The 16,019-nt window shown below is 69.3% G+C and carries 12 protein-coding genes; 1 reads left to right on the top strand and 11 read right to left on the bottom strand.

Translation table 11 applies throughout. The annotated features are described in order from the left end of the window. Positions 1–8 precede the first annotated feature (8 nt). The 10 genes from QFZ58_RS24515 to QFZ58_RS24470 form a co-directional block, all read right to left on the bottom strand. The gene (locus QFZ58_RS24515; protein WP_307127050.1) at positions 9–1,535 is read right to left on the bottom strand and encodes a CYTH and CHAD domain-containing protein; all 1,527 of its coding nucleotides are present in this window, start codon (positions 1,533–1,535) and stop codon (positions 9–11) included. A 52-nt stretch (positions 1,536–1,587) separates the two neighbouring features. Then, a complete protein-coding gene (gene rodA, locus QFZ58_RS24510) occupies positions 1,588–2,778 on the bottom strand; it encodes a rod shape-determining protein RodA (protein WP_307127049.1) in 1,191 nt (396 codons plus the stop codon). Beyond that, complete coding sequence (mrdA, locus tag QFZ58_RS24505) at positions 2,778–4,955, bottom strand: penicillin-binding protein 2 (RefSeq protein ID WP_307127048.1); 2,178 nt, start codon at positions 4,953–4,955, stop codon at positions 2,778–2,780. The genes rodA and mrdA overlap by 1 nt, the downstream gene beginning before the upstream one ends. A gap of 73 nt (positions 4,956–5,028) precedes the next feature. After that, positions 5,029–5,688 carry a rod shape-determining protein MreD gene (gene mreD / locus QFZ58_RS24500; protein ID WP_307127047.1) on the bottom strand — a complete coding sequence of 220 codons (660 nt, stop codon included), beginning with the start codon at positions 5,686–5,688 and terminating at the stop codon, positions 5,029–5,031. A gap of 11 nt (positions 5,689–5,699) precedes the next feature. Next, positions 5,700–6,746: a rod shape-determining protein MreC gene (mreC, locus tag QFZ58_RS24495; RefSeq protein ID WP_307127046.1), complete on the bottom strand. Its 1,047-nt coding sequence runs from the start codon at positions 6,744–6,746 to the stop codon at positions 5,700–5,702. 97 nt (positions 6,747–6,843) lie between these two features. Continuing rightward, positions 6,844–7,863: a rod shape-determining protein gene (locus QFZ58_RS24490; RefSeq protein WP_307127045.1), complete on the bottom strand. Its 1,020-nt coding sequence runs from the start codon at positions 7,861–7,863 to the stop codon at positions 6,844–6,846. A gap of 291 nt (positions 7,864–8,154) precedes the next feature. Beyond that, a complete protein-coding gene (ndk, locus tag QFZ58_RS24485) occupies positions 8,155–8,568 on the bottom strand; it encodes a nucleoside-diphosphate kinase (protein WP_307127044.1) in 414 nt (137 codons plus the stop codon). A 94-nt stretch (positions 8,569–8,662) separates the two neighbouring features. After that, entirely contained in the window at positions 8,663–9,025 is a 363-nt protein-coding gene (locus QFZ58_RS24480) for a DUF4233 domain-containing protein (RefSeq protein ID WP_307127043.1), read from the bottom strand. A gap of 3 nt (positions 9,026–9,028) precedes the next feature. After that, a complete protein-coding gene (locus QFZ58_RS24475; protein WP_307127042.1) occupies positions 9,029–10,552 on the bottom strand; it encodes a folylpolyglutamate synthase/dihydrofolate synthase family protein in 1,524 nt (507 codons plus the stop codon). 247 nt (positions 10,553–10,799) lie between these two features. Continuing rightward, positions 10,800–13,421, bottom strand: coding sequence for a valine--tRNA ligase (locus tag QFZ58_RS24470; RefSeq protein ID WP_307127041.1), 2,622 nt, complete (start codon positions 13,419–13,421; stop codon positions 10,800–10,802). Between the two features lie 137 nt (positions 13,422–13,558). Between QFZ58_RS24470 and QFZ58_RS24465 the strand changes: the two genes are divergently transcribed. Next, positions 13,559–14,563 (top strand): hypothetical protein, encoded by a 1,005-nt coding sequence (locus tag QFZ58_RS24465; protein WP_307127040.1) that lies wholly within the window; start codon positions 13,559–13,561, stop codon positions 14,561–14,563. 67 nt (positions 14,564–14,630) lie between these two features. Here the strand turns inward: QFZ58_RS24465 and clpX are convergent, their stop codons facing one another. Next, on the bottom strand, positions 14,631–15,926 hold the full coding sequence (gene clpX, locus QFZ58_RS24460; protein ID WP_145801542.1) for an ATP-dependent Clp protease ATP-binding subunit ClpX: 1,296 nt from the start codon (positions 15,924–15,926) through the stop codon (positions 14,631–14,633). Positions 15,927–16,019 lie beyond the last annotated feature (93 nt).

Genomic DNA, 16,019 nt, shown 5'->3' with positions numbered 1-16,019 from the left:
CCCGGTGCTCAGCCCTTCAGCGCCGCCCGCAGCCGGGGCCTCGACGCCCTCGCCCACACCTGCGGCAGTTCACGCTCCCGGCCGGCGGCGGCCGCTTCCTCCTCCCCGTACAGCAGACCCCAGGTGAAGGCTGTCTCCCCCGCCGTGTGCGCCTTGACGGCCAGGGTGCGCAGGGTGTCGCGGGCCACCACGCTGTCCTGGTGGTCGCCGAGCACCGACTGCACGGCCTTCATCCGCTTGGCGAACTTCTTGGCGGGCTTCCCGAGAGCGGGCCCGGCGGCCTCCGCCGCGTAGCGGGCGCGCTTGGCTGCCTTGCGGGCCTCGTGCGTCGCCACGTCCCGGTCGTGGCCGGGCGGCTGCTCGAAGGCGTGGGCGACCCGGGCGGCCAGGCGCTCGTAGTCCTTCAGGACGGCCCGGGGCAGCGCCTTGGCGGGGGCTTGGCCAGCGGCCTTGCGCAGCGGCGGGTTCGTGAGGAGTGTGTCGAGGCTCTCCAGGAGGGCGAGGTAGCGCTCGCCGTCCAGCACGGCCAGGACGCGCTCCCGGGACTCGATGCCGTGGGCGGTCGACCAGATGTGCAGTCTGGCGGTGGCCGGGCCCAGCAGCAGGGTCTGCGGGACGGCGCCGAGCCGGGCGCGCAGGCGCTTGTCGAGCACCTCGTGGTCGCGTCCGGCGCCGAGCTCGGTGGCGAGCCACTTCAGCTCGTCGCCTATGGGATCGGTGACGGCCCGGTCGAGAAGGGCACGGTACGTCTTGAAGGCGCTGCGCAGCCGGCGGGTGGCGACCCGCATCCGGTGGACGGAGTCGGGCAGGTCCCGCCGTACCTCCGGGTCGAGGGCGACGATCGCCTCCGCCTGCCGCCGTACGTAGGCCAGGACGTGGTCCCCCGCGGTCACCGGGGCCGCCTGCGCCCTCCTGCTTGTGGGTGCGGTGTCCGGTGCGGTCTCGGCCAGGGCCCTGGCCAGCTTGGAGGTGGAGGCCGAGGGCCGCACCCCCGCCTTGCGCAGCCGCTTCTCGACGGCGTCCAGGAGCGCGGGGTCGCCGTCGTCGGCGAGCTCGACCTCGATCTCGGTCCAGGCCACCGTGGGGCCGCCGCTCTGCACAAGCCGCTCGGCGCGGACCTTGTCGACGCTGAGCTCGGCGAGGAGGCCGCCCTCGTCGTCGAGGAGGTGGTGGATGTCGCGGCTGGTGCGGAGCCGGACGACGGGGACGATGTCCGCGTCACGGACCCGGGAGCGGAGCAGCGCGGCGAGGCTGCCGGGGAGTGCGTCGGCCGGCGGGGCCTGGATCTCGTCGCGGACGCCGGGGGCGACGGGGAACTTGAGGTGCCAGCCGGCGTCGCTCCCGCCGGTCCTGCGCCGCAGGGTGAGGGAGTCCGCGGCCAGGCGGAAGTCATGGGTGTCGTGGTAGACGGCGTCGAGTTCGCTCACGCCCCGGTGGACGACGACCGAGACCCCGGCCACCTTCCTCAGGTCGGGCAGCCGGGTGCCGGTCGCGGCTTCGTACTTCCGCTCGATTTCTCGCTTGGAGTCCGCCATACATCGAATGTATCCGCGACCGGGGCGGATATGCAGGGCGGTGTGTACCGGATCAGGCAGTTATCGGTCGTTGCACCCGGATCGACTGGAGCAGTCCGATCGCCACCCAGACGGCGAACATCGACGACCCGCCGTACGAGACGAAGGGCAGCGGCAACCCCGCCACCGGCATGATGCCGAGCGTCATCCCGACGTTCTCGAAGGACTGGAACGCGAACCAGGCGATGATCCCGGCGGCCACGACGGTGCCGTACAGCTCGGTGGTCTCGCGGGCGATGCGGCAGGCGCGCCACAGGACGACACCGAGCAGGACGAGGATCAGCCCGGCGCCGAGGAAGCCCAGCTCCTCGCCTGCGACCGTGAAGACGAAGTCGGTCTGCTGTTCGGGGACGAACTGCCCCGTGGTCTGCGAGCCGTTGAACAGGCCGGTCCCGGTGAGCCCCCCGGAGCCGATCGCGATACGGGCCTGGTTCGTGTTGTAGCCGACGCCCGCGGGGTCCAGCGCCGGGTTGGCGAAGGCCGCGAAGCGGGCGATCTGGTACTCGTCGAGCAGCCCGAGCTGCCAGACCGCGACGGCACCCGTCGTGCCCGCGCCGAGGAGCCCGAAGACCCATCGGTTGGACGCGCCGGAGGCGAGGAGGACGCCGAGCACGATGACGGCCATGACCATGACGGAGCCGAGGTCGGGCATCAGCATGACGACCGCCATGGGGATGATCGCCACACCGAGCGCCTTGGCGACCGTCCGGTGGTCGGGGTGCAGCTGGTCGCCCGCGTCGACGCGGGCGGCGAGCAGCATCGCCATCCCCAGGATGATCGTGATCTTCGTGAACTCGGAGGGCTGCAGGGAGAAGCCGCCGCCGATGATGATCCAGGCGTGGGCGCCGTTGACGGTGGCGCCGAGCGGGGTGAGGACCGCGAGGACCAGCAGGACGGAGATCCCGTAGAGGACCGGCACGGCGCCCCGCAGGGTGCGGTGCCCGAGCCAGACCGTGCCGATCATCAGCGCCAGGCCGATGCCGGTGTTGAGGACGTGGCGGAACAGGAAGTAGTACGGGTCGCCGTGGGTGAGCGAGTCACGGCCGCGGGTCGCCGACCAGACCAGCAGCGACCCGATGAACGACAGGGCGATCGCCGAGCCGAGGAGCGGCCAGTCCAGCCGCCGTACGACGGAGTCGCGGGCGGTGAGCCTGGCGAGGAAGGAACGCTCGGGGGCGTAGCGCGAAACGGAGAAGCCCGCCATCAGTCCCGCCTCCCCGGAGCCCCGGCGAGCGCACCCGCGAGTGCCTGCGTGCCTTCGTCGGCCGGCGGCTCGGGGGCGTACGGCGTGACCTTCGGTGCGTCGATCGTGCCGTCCGGCTGGATCTTCGGCAGGGTCGCCTGGGGCTTGGGCAGAAGGGCCTTCTTGAGGTTCTGCTTCCCCTTTGCGTCGAGTCCGTAGAGCGCGTTGTAGATGTTGCGCACGGCGGGCCCGGACGCCCCGGAGCCCGTACCGCCCTGGGAGATCGTCATGACGATCGAGTAGTCCTTGGTGTATGTGGCGAACCAGGAGGTCGTCTGCTTGCCGTAGACCTCGGCCGTTCCCGTCTTGGCGTGCATCGGGATCTTGTCCTGGGGCCATCCGCCGAATCGCCAGGCGGCGCTGCCCCGGGTCGCGACTCCCGCGAGGGCTTGGTCTATCTTGTCGCGCGTGTCTCCCTTGAAGGGCAGCTTGCCGTGTGCCTGCGGCTTGATCTCCTGGACGGTCTTGCCGTCTCCGCTGACCACGGCCTTGCCCACGGTGGGGTCGTACAGCGTGCCGCCGTTGGAGATCGCGGCGTAGATGGTCGCCATCTGGATCGGGGTGACGAGGGTGTCGCCCTGGCCGATCGAGTAGTTGACGGAGTCACCGGCACGCATCTTGTAACCCTCGACGCAGCCTTCGTACGCGATCTTCTCGACGTACGTGCCGTCCTTCTTGCCCTGCTTGCACCACGAGGTCTTGTTCGCGTCGTAGAAGTCCTGCTTCCACTTGCGGTCGGGGACCCGTCCGGGGACCTCGTTGGGGAGGTCGATGCCGGTCTCCTTGCCGAGGCCGAACTGGTGGGCGGTCTTGTAGAACCAGTCACCGGGGTTCTTCTTGGGCTTGTTGCCGCCGTCCTTCAGCCACTCCCTGTGCGCCAGGCCGTAGTAGACGGTGTCGCAGGAGACCTCGAGGGCGCGGCCGATGCTGATGCTGCCGTACCCCTGGGACTCGAAGTTCTTGAAGGTCTGGCCGCCGACGTTGTACGAGCTGGGGCACGGGTAGTTGCCGTCGAACGGGTACCCGGCGTTGACCGCGGCCGTCGAGGAGATGACCTTGAAGATGGAGCCGGGGGCGGCGGTGCCCTGGATGGCGCGGTTCAGCAGCGGGAAGTTGGACTTCTTGCCGGTGAGCTTCGCGTAGTCCTTGGCGGAGATACCGCCGATCCAGGCGTTGGGGTCGTAGGTCGGCAGCGACGCCATCGAGACGATGCGGCCGGTCTTGGCCTCCATGACGACGACGGCGCCCGAGTCGGCCTTGTAGAACTCGTTGGTGTTGCGGTCCATCTCCTTGCGGGCCGTCTCCATGGCCTTGTTGAGCTCGTACTCGGCGACGGCCTGGACCCGGGCGTCGATGGAGGTGACGACGCTCGCCCCGGGCTCCGCCTCGTCGTTCTTCGCCTGGCCGATGACACGGCCGAGGTTGTCGACCTCGTACCGGGTGACGCCCGCCTTGCCGCGCAGTTCCTTGTCGTACGTGCGCTCCAGGCCGGAGCGGCCGACCTGGTCGGAGCGCAGGTAGGGCGAGTCGGTGTCCTGGGCCTTGGTCACCTCTTCGTCGGTGACCGGCGAGAGGTAGCCGAGGACCTGCGCGGTGTTGGCCTTGCCGGGTGCGGCGTAGCGGCGTACGGCGGTGGGCTCGGCGGTGATGCCGGGGAAGTCCTCGGCGCGCTCACGGATCGTGAGGGCCTGCTGGGTGGTGGCCTCGTCGGTGACCGGGATGGGCTGGTACGGCGAGCCGTTCCAGCAGGGCTGCGGGGTCTTGGAGTCGCAGAGCCGGACCTTGTCCTGGACCTCTTTGGGCTGCATGTCCAGGACGTCGGCGAGCCGGGTGAGGACGGCGACGCCGTCGTCCTTCATCTTCATCAGCTCGGTGCGGCTGGCGGAGACGACGAGGCGGGTCTCGTTGTCGGCGAGGGGCACGCCGCGCGCGTCCAGGATGGAGCCGCGGACGGCCGGCTGCACGACCTGCTGGACGTGGTTGTTCTTGGCCTCGTCCGTGTACTCCTGGCCGTTGCGGATCTGGAGGTACCAGAGCCGGCCGCCGAGCGTCAGGAGCAGGGAGAAGACGAGGACCTGGATGACGACGAGCCGGATCCGGACCCGCGGGGTCCGTCCGGTCTCCGGGATGTTGCTCACGGGGCGCCCCCGGTGGTGGGCCGGCCGGGCGTACGGGGGTCGCCCCCGGTGGCCGTCCGGTGCTGCTGCGGCGTCACAGTCGCTTGACCCCCTTGATCCGTCCTGCGCGTGCGGCGCGGCTGCGGGCTGCCCTCAGGCGCATCCCGCCCCGCTGGCTGCCGATCCGCAGCCCGGTGCCGGAGGCCAGCCAGCCCGCGGCGACGTCCCCGCCGCCGGCGTCGGCGACCGGGTCGTTCTCGGTGCGTCTGGCCAGCGCCATGATCAGCGGAACGGTGAACGGCGCGAGGAGCAGGTCGTACACCACGGCGGTGAACAGCAGGCTGCCCAGGCCGACATGGCGGGCGGCCGTGTCACCGACGAGGGAGCCGACACCCGCGTAGAGCAGCGTCGATCCGATCGCCGCGGCGACGACGAAGGCCATGGGGGTGAACGCCGACTTGAGCTGGCCGTTCTCGGGCCGGGCCATTCCGGCGACGTACCCGATGACGCAGAGCACGAGGGCGTAGCGTCCGGCGGCGTGGTCGGCGGGCGGTGCCAGGTCGGCGAGGAGCCCCGCGCCGAAGCCGATGAGGGAGCCGCTGACGGGGCCGTACACGAACGCGAGTCCGAGGACGACGAGGAGCAGCAGATCAGGCGTGGCGCCGGGGAGTTGCAGGCGCGCGAGTACCGAGACCTGGACGACAAGAGCGACGACGACCAGGGCGACGGAGAGCAGTGTCCGGTTGAAGGGCATGGGGATCAGCTCTACCTCTGCTCGTTTGCCGCGTCACCGGCGTCTGTGGCGGCATCCGGGGAGGCGCTGCCGCCGGCCTCCGCGTCGGGCTTCTCGTTGATGTTGCCGACCACCTTGCCGTCGGCGTCCACGAGGTCCCCGTTCGGCTGGGCGGTGACGGTGACGGTGGGGGTGGGCTTGGGCTTCTCCGGCTTCTTGGGCTGCTTCGGCAGGACCATGTCGCGCGGATTCTCGCGAGGCGCCTGGACGACGATGCCGACGATGTCGAGCTTGGTGAAGCCGACGAACGGACGCACGTAGACGGTCCGGGTGAGGTCACCGCCGGACGGATCGACGCGGACGACCTCGCCGACCGGGACGCCGGGCACGAAGGGCTTGTCCTTGCTGGAGCCGAACGTGACGAGCCGGTCGCCCTTGCTCACCTTGGCCTTGCCGTTGAGGAACTGGACGGACAGCGGCCGGGATCCCTGGCCGGTGGCGAAACCGAGCTCGTCGGTCTTCTCCATCCGCGTGCCGACGGTGAAGTCGGGGTCGTTGGCCAGCAGCACGGTCGCCGTGTTCGGGCCCACCGTGGTGACCCGGCCGACGAGGCCCTCCCCGTTGATTACGGTCATGTCGCGCTTGAGGCCGTCGGCGGCACCGGCGTCGATGGTGATCGTCCAGGAGAAGCCCTGGGCCGCTCCTATGGCGATGACTTCGGCGGCCTTGATGCCGTACTGGCCGGCCCCGGCGCTCTTCAGCATGCTGTCGAGCTGGCGCACCTTGCTGCCGGTGCGGTCGTCGCTGCCGAGCCTCGTCTTGAGCTCTGCGTTCTCGCGCTCCAGAACCGCGATCCGGTCGTGCCGGTCGCCGGAGTCCCGTACGGCGCCGATGGCGTTGCCCACCGGGTCCACCGCGGCCGCGACTCCGTTCTCGACCGGCCCGAAGGCCGTGGCGGCGGCCTGCCGGGCCCCGTCCACCGGCGACTCCTCACCACCGCGGATATCGACCGTGATCAGGGCGAATGCGATGGCGATCAGCAGCACCAGGAGCAGCCGGCTCTCTCGTGTGTCCCTCACGTGCGGCGGCCGTGCCTTCCTCGTCGGAATATTCGTGCCTGTATATCAACGTTCCGCCGCACGGGACGGCAGTGCCCGTACGGCGGAACGCCGGGTCCTACCGTCGGGGCTGGGCGTCCAGGACCTGCTGGAGCGCCTCGAACTCCTCGACGCACTTGCCGGATCCGAGCGCCACCGAGTCCAGCGGGTCCTCCGCGATGTGGATCGGCATGCCCGTCTCGTGGCGCAGCCGCTCGTCGAGTCCGCGCAGGAGCGCGCCGCCGCCGGTGAGGACGATGCCGCGGTCCATCACGTCGCCCGAGAGCTCCGGCGGGCACTTGTCGAGCGTCGTCTTCACGGCGTCGACGATCGCGTTGACCGGCTCCTCGATGGCCTTGCGGACCTCGGCCGCAGAGATGACCACGGTCTTGGGCAGTCCGGAGACCAGGTCGCGCCCGCGGATCTCGGTGTGCTCGTCCTTGTCCAGGTCGTAGGCCGAGCCGATCGTGATCTTGATCTGTTCGGCGGTGCGCTCACCGAGAAGGAGGGAGTACTCCTTCTTGACGTGCTGGATGATCGCGTTGTCCAGCTCGTCACCGGCGACCCGGATCGACTGGGCGGTGACGATCCCGCCGAGCGAGATCACGGCGACCTCGGTGGTGCCGCCACCGATGTCGACGACCATGTTCCCGGTGGCCTCGTGGACCGGCAGGCCGGAACCGATGGCCGCGGCCATGGGCTCCTCGATGATGTGCACCTGGCGCGCGCCTGCCTGCGTCGACGCCTCGATGACGGCGCGTCGCTCGACCCCTGTGATGCCGGAGGGCACACAGACGACGACCCGCGGGCGGGCCAGGTAGCGGCGCTTGTGGATCTTCAGGATGAAGTAGCGGAGCATGCGCTCCGTGATCTCGAAGTCGGCGATGACGCCGTCCTTGAGCGGCCGCACGGCAACGATGTTGCCCGGCGTGCGGCCGATCATCTTCTTGGCCTCGGAGCCGACCGCGAGGATTCCGCCGGTGTTGGTGTTGATGGCCACGACGGACGGCTCGTTCAGGACGATGCCGCGCCCCCTGACGTACACCAGCGTGTTGGCAGTCCCGAGGTCGATAGCCATGTCACGGCCGATGAACGACATTGAGTTCCCCTTGTTCCCCATGAGGATGCGTCGGGCCTTCCAGGAAGCGAAAAATGGCTTGTTCCAGGTAGGCGAGGGTGGCACTGCGGGCGTGGAAGCTTCCATCGTAGTGCCGTATGCACGGACACAGCGCGAGGGTCCTTCGCCTTTGTGGGTGGAACGGTCGCCCGTCCCACCCATGGTGACGTTACGTCGGAACGATGCGTTCCCGCGATACCTGAGCCTATGCCGAAGGGCGGCCGAATTACTTCGGTCGCCCCAGGTCATGAGCGCTGTTTGGCCGAGCCGAAGTCAGGAAAGTCCGGGGAAGAAAAGTTTCAATTCCCGCTCTGCGGACTCCTCGGAGTCCGAGGCGTGGATGAGGTTCTCCCGGGTGATGGTGCCGAAGTCACCCCGGATGGAGCCGGGCGCGGCGGCGATCGGGTCGGTGGGGCCGGCCAGGGCGCGGATACCTTCGATCACCCGCTCGCCTTCGGCCACAAGAGCGACGACGGGACCGGAGGCCATGAACTCCACCAGCGGCTCGTAGAACGGACGGCCCTTGTGCTCGCCGTAGTGCTGCTCCAGCGTCGCCTGGTCCAGCGTGCGCAGCTCCAGCGCGGTGATCGTCCAGTTGGCCTTGCGCTCGATGCGGCCGACGATCTCGCCGATCAGCCCGCGCCGGACGGCGTCGGGCTTGAGAAGGACGAGTGTGCGCTGCGTCATGTGCGGCTCCTTGCAGGCTTACGGGTGCGGTGGGAGCCCTGAGATTACAGGGGTACGGAAAGGGTCCGACGGCGGGGTTTACGCTCCGTCATCCTCAGCCCTGCGCCTCTGCGGCTTCGCGGGCCTCCGCCTGCGCCGCCCACCGTGCCTTCGCCTCGTCGATCGTGCGGCCGTAGTGCACCGAGGCCCACCACAGGGCGCCGAAGACCACCCCGAGGATGAACATCATCGGGACGAAGAGACCGCTGAGGAAGAGGGCGACCTGCAGCGCCCAGCCGAGCTGCACACCACCGGGACGGGTGATCATGCCGCAGAGCAGGACGGACAGCAGCATGCCGATGCCGCAGACCGTCCAGACCGTGGCCATCGGCATGCCGTCGAGCTTCATGGCCACCAGGCCGGCGAAGCCGATCACGAAGAACTCACCGATCAGGGTCGAAGCACAGAGCGTACGCATGGGTCAGCGCCTTCCCAGAAGCAGCCGGGCCTCGCCGACCGTGATGACGGACCCGGCCACCAGGACCCCGGCGCCCGCGTACTCGGCCTCTTCCTCGGCGAGGGTGATGGCCGCCTCGATCGCGTCGTCCAGGCGCGGCTCGACCTGGACACGGTCGTGGCCGAAGACCTCCACGGCGACCGCGGCGAGCGCGTCGGCGTCCATCGCCCGGGCGCTGGAGTTCTGCGTCACGACCACCTCGGCGAAGATCGGTTCGAAGGCCTCGAGCATCCCCCTGACGTCCTTGCCCTCGCTGGCGCCGACGACCCCGATGAGCCGGGAGAAGCTGAACGCCTCGGAGATCCCCTCGGCGGCGGCAGCGGCCCCCGCCGGGTTGTGGGCGGCATCCAGCACGACGGTCGGGCTCGACCGCACGACCTCCAGACGGCCGGGGGAGAGCACCGCGAGGAAAGCCTTGCGGACGGCTTCGACGTCGAGGGTGCGGGCCTGCTCGGCCCCGATGCCGAAGAACGCCTCCACGGCGGCGAGAGCCACCGCGGCGTTGTGCGCCTGATGCGCGCCGTAGAGCGGGAGGAAGATGTTGTCGTACTCGCCACCGAGTCCGCGCAGCGTCAGCAGCTGGCCGCCGACGGCGACCTCGCGGGAGACGACGCCGAACTCCATGCCCTCCCGGGCCACCGTGGCGTCGACCTCGACGGCCTTCTTCAGCATCACCTGGGCGGCGTCGACCGGCTGCTGGGACAGGATCACCGTCGCGCCCTGCTTGATCACTCCGGCCTTCTCGTCCGCGATCTCGGCGGGGGTGGTGCCGAGGCGATCGGTGTGGTCGAGCGAGATGGGGGTGACGACGGCGACGGAGCCGTCGATGACGTTCGTCGCGTCCCAGGTTCCGCCCATGCCGACCTCGACGACCGCGACATCGACCGGCGCGTCGGCGAATGCCGCGTACGCCATGCCCGTCAGCACCTCGAAGAACGACAGCCGGTAGGGCTGCTGGGCGTCGACCATCTCGACGTAGGGCTTGACGTCCTCGTACGTCTCGATGAAGCGCTGGGGGTCGATCGGGGCGCCGTCCAGGCTGATCCGCTCGGTGATCGACTGGACGTGCGGGGAGGTGTAACGGCCGGTGCGCAGTTCGAAGGCGTTCAGCAGGGCCTCGATCATGCGGGCGGTGCTCGTCTTGCCGTTCGTCCCGGTGATGTGGATCGAGGGGTAGGCGCGCTGCGGCTCGCCCAGCACGTCCATCAGGGCCGCGATGCGTGTCACGGACGGCTCGAGCTTGGTCTCGCCCCAGCGGCCGGCGAGCTCCTGCTCCACGGCGCGCAGTGCCCTGTCCGTCTCCGGGTCGGCGGGGCGGGCGGGCACCGCTTCGGCCTGGGCCGGGCCCGACTGGGTGCGCAGCGTGCGGCTCCCGGCCTCGATCACCGCCAGGTCGGGGTCGCGCTGGGTCGCTTCGTCGACGATCTCCTCGAAGGTGCCGTCGGAATCTGACGCGTCGTGCCGGTCTGAAGGGCGGGGCTCACTCACAGGGCCAGTCTACGGATGGCCGGGGGCATCGCGTGCAGCGCCCGGCGTGACGTCCCGGGCGGGCGTGGTCAGGGCGGGTCCGCGACGTCCCGCCGTGTGCCTGCGAGGGAGGTTCGGCCCGAGGGGCGGCCCCGGCCCGGTGGCGGTCCCGGCCCCGGTGGGCGGCCCTCGTGCCGCACGTCCCACGCACGGCGAAGCCCCCGCGCTCCCGGTCGGTCGGGGGTGCGGGGGCTCCGTGTTCAGCTCATCAGCCCTGCGGCAGGTTCGCCAGCTGGGCGGAGATGCGTTCGATGTCCGCCTCGGCCTTGGAGAGCCGGCCGCGGATCTTGTCGACCACGTTGTCCGGCGCCTTGGCCAGGAAGGCCTCGTTGCCGAGCTTCCCGGTGGCCTGGGCCTTCTCCTTCCCGGCGGCCTCCAGGTCCTTGGTCAGGCGCTTGCGCTCGGCCGCGACGTCGATCGTGCCGGAGAGGTCGAGCGCGACGGTGACCCCGGCGACCGGCAGTGAAGCGGTGGCCTGGAAGCCGTCCCCGGCGGGCTGCAGGCGCAGCAGCTGCCGGACGGCCGCCTCGTGCGGGGCGAGCGGCGTACCGGTCAGGGTGAGCTCGGCCGGGACCTTCTGGCCGGGCTGGAGGCCCTGGTCGTTGCGGAAGCGGCGGACCTCCGTGACGACCTGCTGGACGAGCTCGATCTCCTTCTCGGCCGCGTCGTCGCGGAAACCGGAGTCGGTCGGCCACTGCGCGATGACGATCGACTCGCGTCCGGTGAGCGCGGTCCACAGCGCCTCGGTGACGAACGGGACGATCGGGTGCAGCAGGCGCAGCATCACGTCGAGGACCTCGCCGAGGACCCGGCCCGAGACCTCGGCCGGGCGGCCGCCCGCGAAGAAGGTGGTCTTGGACAGCTCGACGTACCAGTCGAAGACCTCGTCCCAGGCGAAGTGGCGCAGCGCCTCGCTGATCCTGGCGAACTGGTAGTCGTCGTAGAACGCGTCGACGTCGGCGACCGTCTTGTTGAGACGGGACAGGATCCAGCGGTCGGTGACGGACATCTCCTCGACCGGGGGCAGTTCGCCCTCGATCGTGGCGCCGTTCATCAGGGCGAAGCGGGTGGCGTTCCAGATCTTGTTGGAGAACTTCGCCGAGCCCTGGACCCAGTCCTCGCCGATCGGGACGTCGGTGCCCGGGTTGGCGCCGCGCGCGAGGGTGAAACGCAGCGCGTCGGAGCCGTACTTGTCCATCCAGTCCAGCGGGTTGACCACGTTGCCGAAGGACTTCGACATCTTCTTGCCGTGCTCGTCGCGGACCATCCCGTGCAGGACGATCGTGCCGAACGGCGGGACGCCGTCGTTGACGTACAGGCCGAACATCATCATCCGGGCGACCCAGAAGAAGAGGATGTCGTAGCCGGTGACCAGGACGGAGTTCGGGTAGAACTTCGCGAGGCTGTCGGTCCGTTCGGGCCAGCCGAGCGTCGAGAACGGCCACAGGCCGGAGGAGAACCAGGTGTCCAGGACGTCGCTGTCCTGCGTCCAGCCCTCGCCGGTGGGCGCCTCGTCGTCCGGTCCGACGCAGACGACCTCGCCGTTCGGCCCGTACCAGACGGGGATGCGGTGACCCCACCACAGCTGGCGGGAGATGCACCAGTCGTGGAGGTTGTCCACCCAGTCGAAGTACCGCTTCTCCATCTCCTGCGGGTGGATCTTGACCTTGCCGTCACGGACGGCGTCACCCGCGGCCTCGGCCAGCGGGCCGACCTTGACCCACCACTGGAGGGACAGGCGCGGTTCGATGGTGGTCTTGCAGCGCGAGCAGTGGCCCACGGAGTGGGTGTACGGCCGCTTCTCGGCGACGATCCGGCCCTCGGCGCGCAGCGCGGCGACGATGGCGGAGCGGGCCTCCAGGCGGTCCAGGCCCTCGAAGGGGCCGGGGACCGTGATGACGGCGCGCTCGTCCATGACCGCGATGTTCGGCAGGTCGTGGCGCTTGCCGATCTCGAAGTCGTTGGGGTCGTGCGCGGGCGTCACCTTGACCGCGCCGGTGCCGAACTCCGGGTCGACGTGGTGGTCGGCGACGACGGGAATGGTGCGGTCGGTGAGCGGCAGCTTGATCTGCTTGCCGACCAGGTGCTTGTAGCGCTCGTCGTCGGGGTGGACGGCGACGGCGGTGTCACCGAGCATCGTCTCGGCGCGGGTGGTGGCGACGACGATTGTCTCGTCGCCCTCGCCGTACGTCATGGAGACGAGCTCGCCGTCGTCCTCCTGGTACTCGACCTCGATGTCGGAGATCGCGGTCAGACAGCGCGGGCACCAGTTGATGATGCGCTCGGCCCGGTAGATCAGCCCGTCGTCGTACATGCGCTTGAAGACGGTCTGGACGGCGTCGGACAGGCCCTCGTCCATGGTGAACCGCTCGCGGGACCAGGCGACGCCCTCGCCGAGACGGCGCATCTGGCCGGAGATCTGGCCGCCGGACTCGTTCTTCCACTGCCAGACGCGCTCGACGAAGGCCTCGCGGCCCAGGTCGTGGCGGGACTTGCCCTCCTTGGCGAGTTCGCGCTCGACGACGTTCTGGGTGGCGATGCCCGCGTGGTCCATACCGGGCTGGTACAGCGCTTCGAAGCCCTGCATGCGCTTACGGCGGACGAGGGCGTCGATCAGCGTGTGTTCGAAGGCGTGCCCCAGGTGGAGGCTTCCGGTGACGTTCGGCGGGGGGATGACGATGCTGTACGGCGGCTTGTCGCTGTGCTCGTCGGCTTCGAAGTACCCACGTTCCACCCAGCGCTCGTACAGCTTCCCCTCCACCTCGGCCGGCGCGTACTGGGTCGGCAGTTCGGGGGTGCTGGCTGGCTGCTGCGCTGCGTTCTCGGTCACGGCACACAGTTTAGGGGCGTCACAGTCGTGCACTGAAACCGGTTTGTTCAGTAACGGTGTACGGCTCGATGCCCCATGTCAGCGCCGTTTCCGTCAGGATGTTCGGAACGCATAAGCATTCTGGAGGGGACAGCGCAATGAGCTACAACCAGCCGGGCCCGTACGGCGGGCAGCCGCCGCAGGGCCAGCCCGGACCGTACGGACAGCAGCCGGGCCCGTACGGCGGCCCGCCGCCGCAGGGCCCGCCGCAGGGCGCCCCGCAGGGTCAGCCCGGCTACGGCTACCCGCAGCAGGCCCCCCAGGGTGTCCCGCCGCAGCAGCAGCCCCCGCAGCCGGGCTACGGCTACCCGCAGCAGCCCGGCCCGTACGGCCAGCAGCCGCCCACTCCGCCGTACGGCGGCCAGCAGCCGTACGGCGGCATGCCGCCCCAGCCGGGCGCCCCGAAGAAGAAGACCGGGCTGATCATCGGCGCGGCAGTCGTGGCGCTGGCCGTGGTCGCGGGCGGGGTGTACTTCTTCACGTCGGGCGGGGGCTCAGGCAACGGCGACGTCGCGGACTCCACCAAGGGGTACAAGCTCACGCCGGCCGCCTCGGTGGACGCGTACAAGAAGGACACCTCCGAGGCCGAGTCCGGGTCTGCGATGAAGGGCGAGGACAAGGCCAAGGCCGAGGCCATGGGCGTAAAGAACCCGAATGAGGTCGGCGCGAAGTACATGAGCGGCGACATCGAGGTGAACCCGCTCACCACAAAGATGCTCATGCTGCAGGGCGTTTGGGGCGAGATCGAGGACCCCGAGAAGGTCATCGACGGCTCCTTCAAGAACGCCGAGAAGGAGGCGGCGATGGACGAGAACGCCAAGGGATCGCTGGTTGGTAGTCCCAAGAACGTCACTCCGGCCGGTTTCGAGGGGGCACTGATGAAGTGCCAGAGCGTCAAGGTCGTCAACGAGGACGCCGACGGCTCCGTGGAGAAGGGACCGAAGGACATGACCTTGCCGGTCTGCATCTGGGCCGACTACAGCACGGTCGGGGTAGTCATCGGCATCGACATCGGCGGGGCCATGACCAACAAGTCGATGTCCCAGGACGAGACGGCCGCCCTCGCCGCCAAGCTGTACAACACCTCACGCACCAAGATCTGACCGCATACGCCGAAGGGGCGCCCGGCCGGTGGCCGGGCGCCCCTTCGGCGTATGCGGTCCGCTGCCGCTACGCGGACTTCTCGTGGCGGCCGCCGTCGTTCTTGCCGATCGTGCGCGGTTCGCGCGGGACCAGCGTCGGGTTGACGTTGTTGCGGACGACGTCCGGGGTGATGACCACGCGGGCCACGTCCTTGCGGGACGGGACCTCGTACATCACGGACTGGAGGACTTCCTCCATGATGGCCCGCAGACCACGTGCACCGGTCTGGCGAAGGATCGCCTGGTCGGCGATGGCCTCCAGCGCCTCCCGCTCGAAGTCCAGCTCCACACCGTCGAGTTCGAACAGCCTTTGGTACTGCTTCACCAGCGCGTTGCGCGGCTCGACCAGGATCTGGAGCAACGCCTCGCGGTCCAGGTTGTGGACCGAGGTCAGTACGGGAAGGCGGCCGATGAACTCCGGGATCATCCCGAACTTCACCAGGTCCTCCGGCATGACCTCCTGGAACTGGTCGCTCGCCTGGATCTCCAGCTTGGAGCGGATCGTCGCGCCGAAGCCGATGCCCTTCGCGCCGGCCCGCGACTCGATGATCTTCTCCAGACCGGAGAAGGCACCGCCCACGATGAACAGCACGTTCGTCGTGTCGATCTGGATGAACTCCTGGTGCGGGTGCTTGCGCCCGCCCTGCGGCGGTACGGAGGCGGTGGTGCCCTCCAGGATCTTCAGCAGGGCCTGCTGGACGCCCTCGCCCGACACATCACGGGTGATCGACGGGTTCTCGCTCTTGCGGGCGACCTTGTCGATCTCGTCGATGTAGATGATCCCGGTCTCGGCCTTCTTGACGTCGTAGTCCGCGGCCTGGATCAGCTTCAGCAGGATGTTCTCGACGTCCTCGCCGACATAGCCGGCCTCCGTCAGCGCCGTCGCGTCGGCGATGGCGAACGGGACGTTGAGCATGCGGGCCAGTGTCTGCGCGAGGAGCGTCTTGCCGGAGCCCGTGGGACCCAGCAGCAGGATGTTGGACTTGGCGAGCTCGATCGCGTCGTCACGATTCCCGCCGCCGTTCTCCCCGGCCTGGACCCGCTTGTAATGGTTGTACACAGCGACCGAGAGGGCCTTCTTCGCGGGCTCCTGCCCGACGACGTACCCCTCGAGGAACTCGTAGATCTCGCGCGGTTTGGGGAGTTCCTCCCACCGCACCTCGGAGGTCTCTGCGAGCTCCTCCTCGATGATCTCGTTGCAGAGATCGATGCACTCGTCGCAGATGTACACACCGGGTCCTGCGATGAGCTTCTTCACCTGCTTCTGGCTCTTTCCGCAGAACGAGCACTTGAGCAGGTCGCCGCCATCACCGATGCGTGCCACGAGGTGCTTCCCCTTCGCCTGGGAGCAGCCTGGTTCAGCGGCTCCTGGTGCCTCTATCCGACGGTACCTTGCCTGACCCCCCGTTCGGGCCCC

Source organism: Streptomyces sp. B1I3, assembly GCF_030816615.1.
Classification (GTDB): Bacteria; Actinomycetota; Actinomycetes; order Streptomycetales; family Streptomycetaceae; genus Streptomyces.
Note: the sequence above shows the minus strand (reverse complement) of the source record. Positions and strands in the feature narration are given on the sequence as shown.

Excerpts from the sequence above, each read along its gene's own strand:
- QFZ58_RS24515 (WP_307127050.1), bottom strand. The coding sequence starts at position 1,535 with ATGGCGGACTCCAAGCGAGAAATCGAGCGGAAGTACGAAGCCGCGACC.
- rodA (WP_307127049.1), bottom strand. The coding sequence starts at position 2,778 with ATGGCGGGCTTCTCCGTTTCGCGCTACGCCCCCGAGCGTTCCTTCCTC.
- mreD (WP_307127047.1), bottom strand. The coding sequence starts at position 5,688 with ATGCCCTTCAACCGGACACTGCTCTCCGTCGCCCTGGTCGTCGTCGCT.
- QFZ58_RS24490 (WP_307127045.1), bottom strand. The coding sequence starts at position 7,863 with ATGTCGTTCATCGGCCGTGACATGGCTATCGACCTCGGGACTGCCAAC.
- ndk (WP_307127044.1), bottom strand. The coding sequence starts at position 8,568 with ATGACGCAGCGCACACTCGTCCTTCTCAAGCCCGACGCCGTCCGGCGC.
- QFZ58_RS24480 (WP_307127043.1), bottom strand. The coding sequence starts at position 9,025 with ATGCGTACGCTCTGTGCTTCGACCCTGATCGGTGAGTTCTTCGTGATC.
- QFZ58_RS24465 (WP_307127040.1), top strand. The coding sequence starts at position 13,559 with ATGAGCTACAACCAGCCGGGCCCGTACGGCGGGCAGCCGCCGCAGGGC.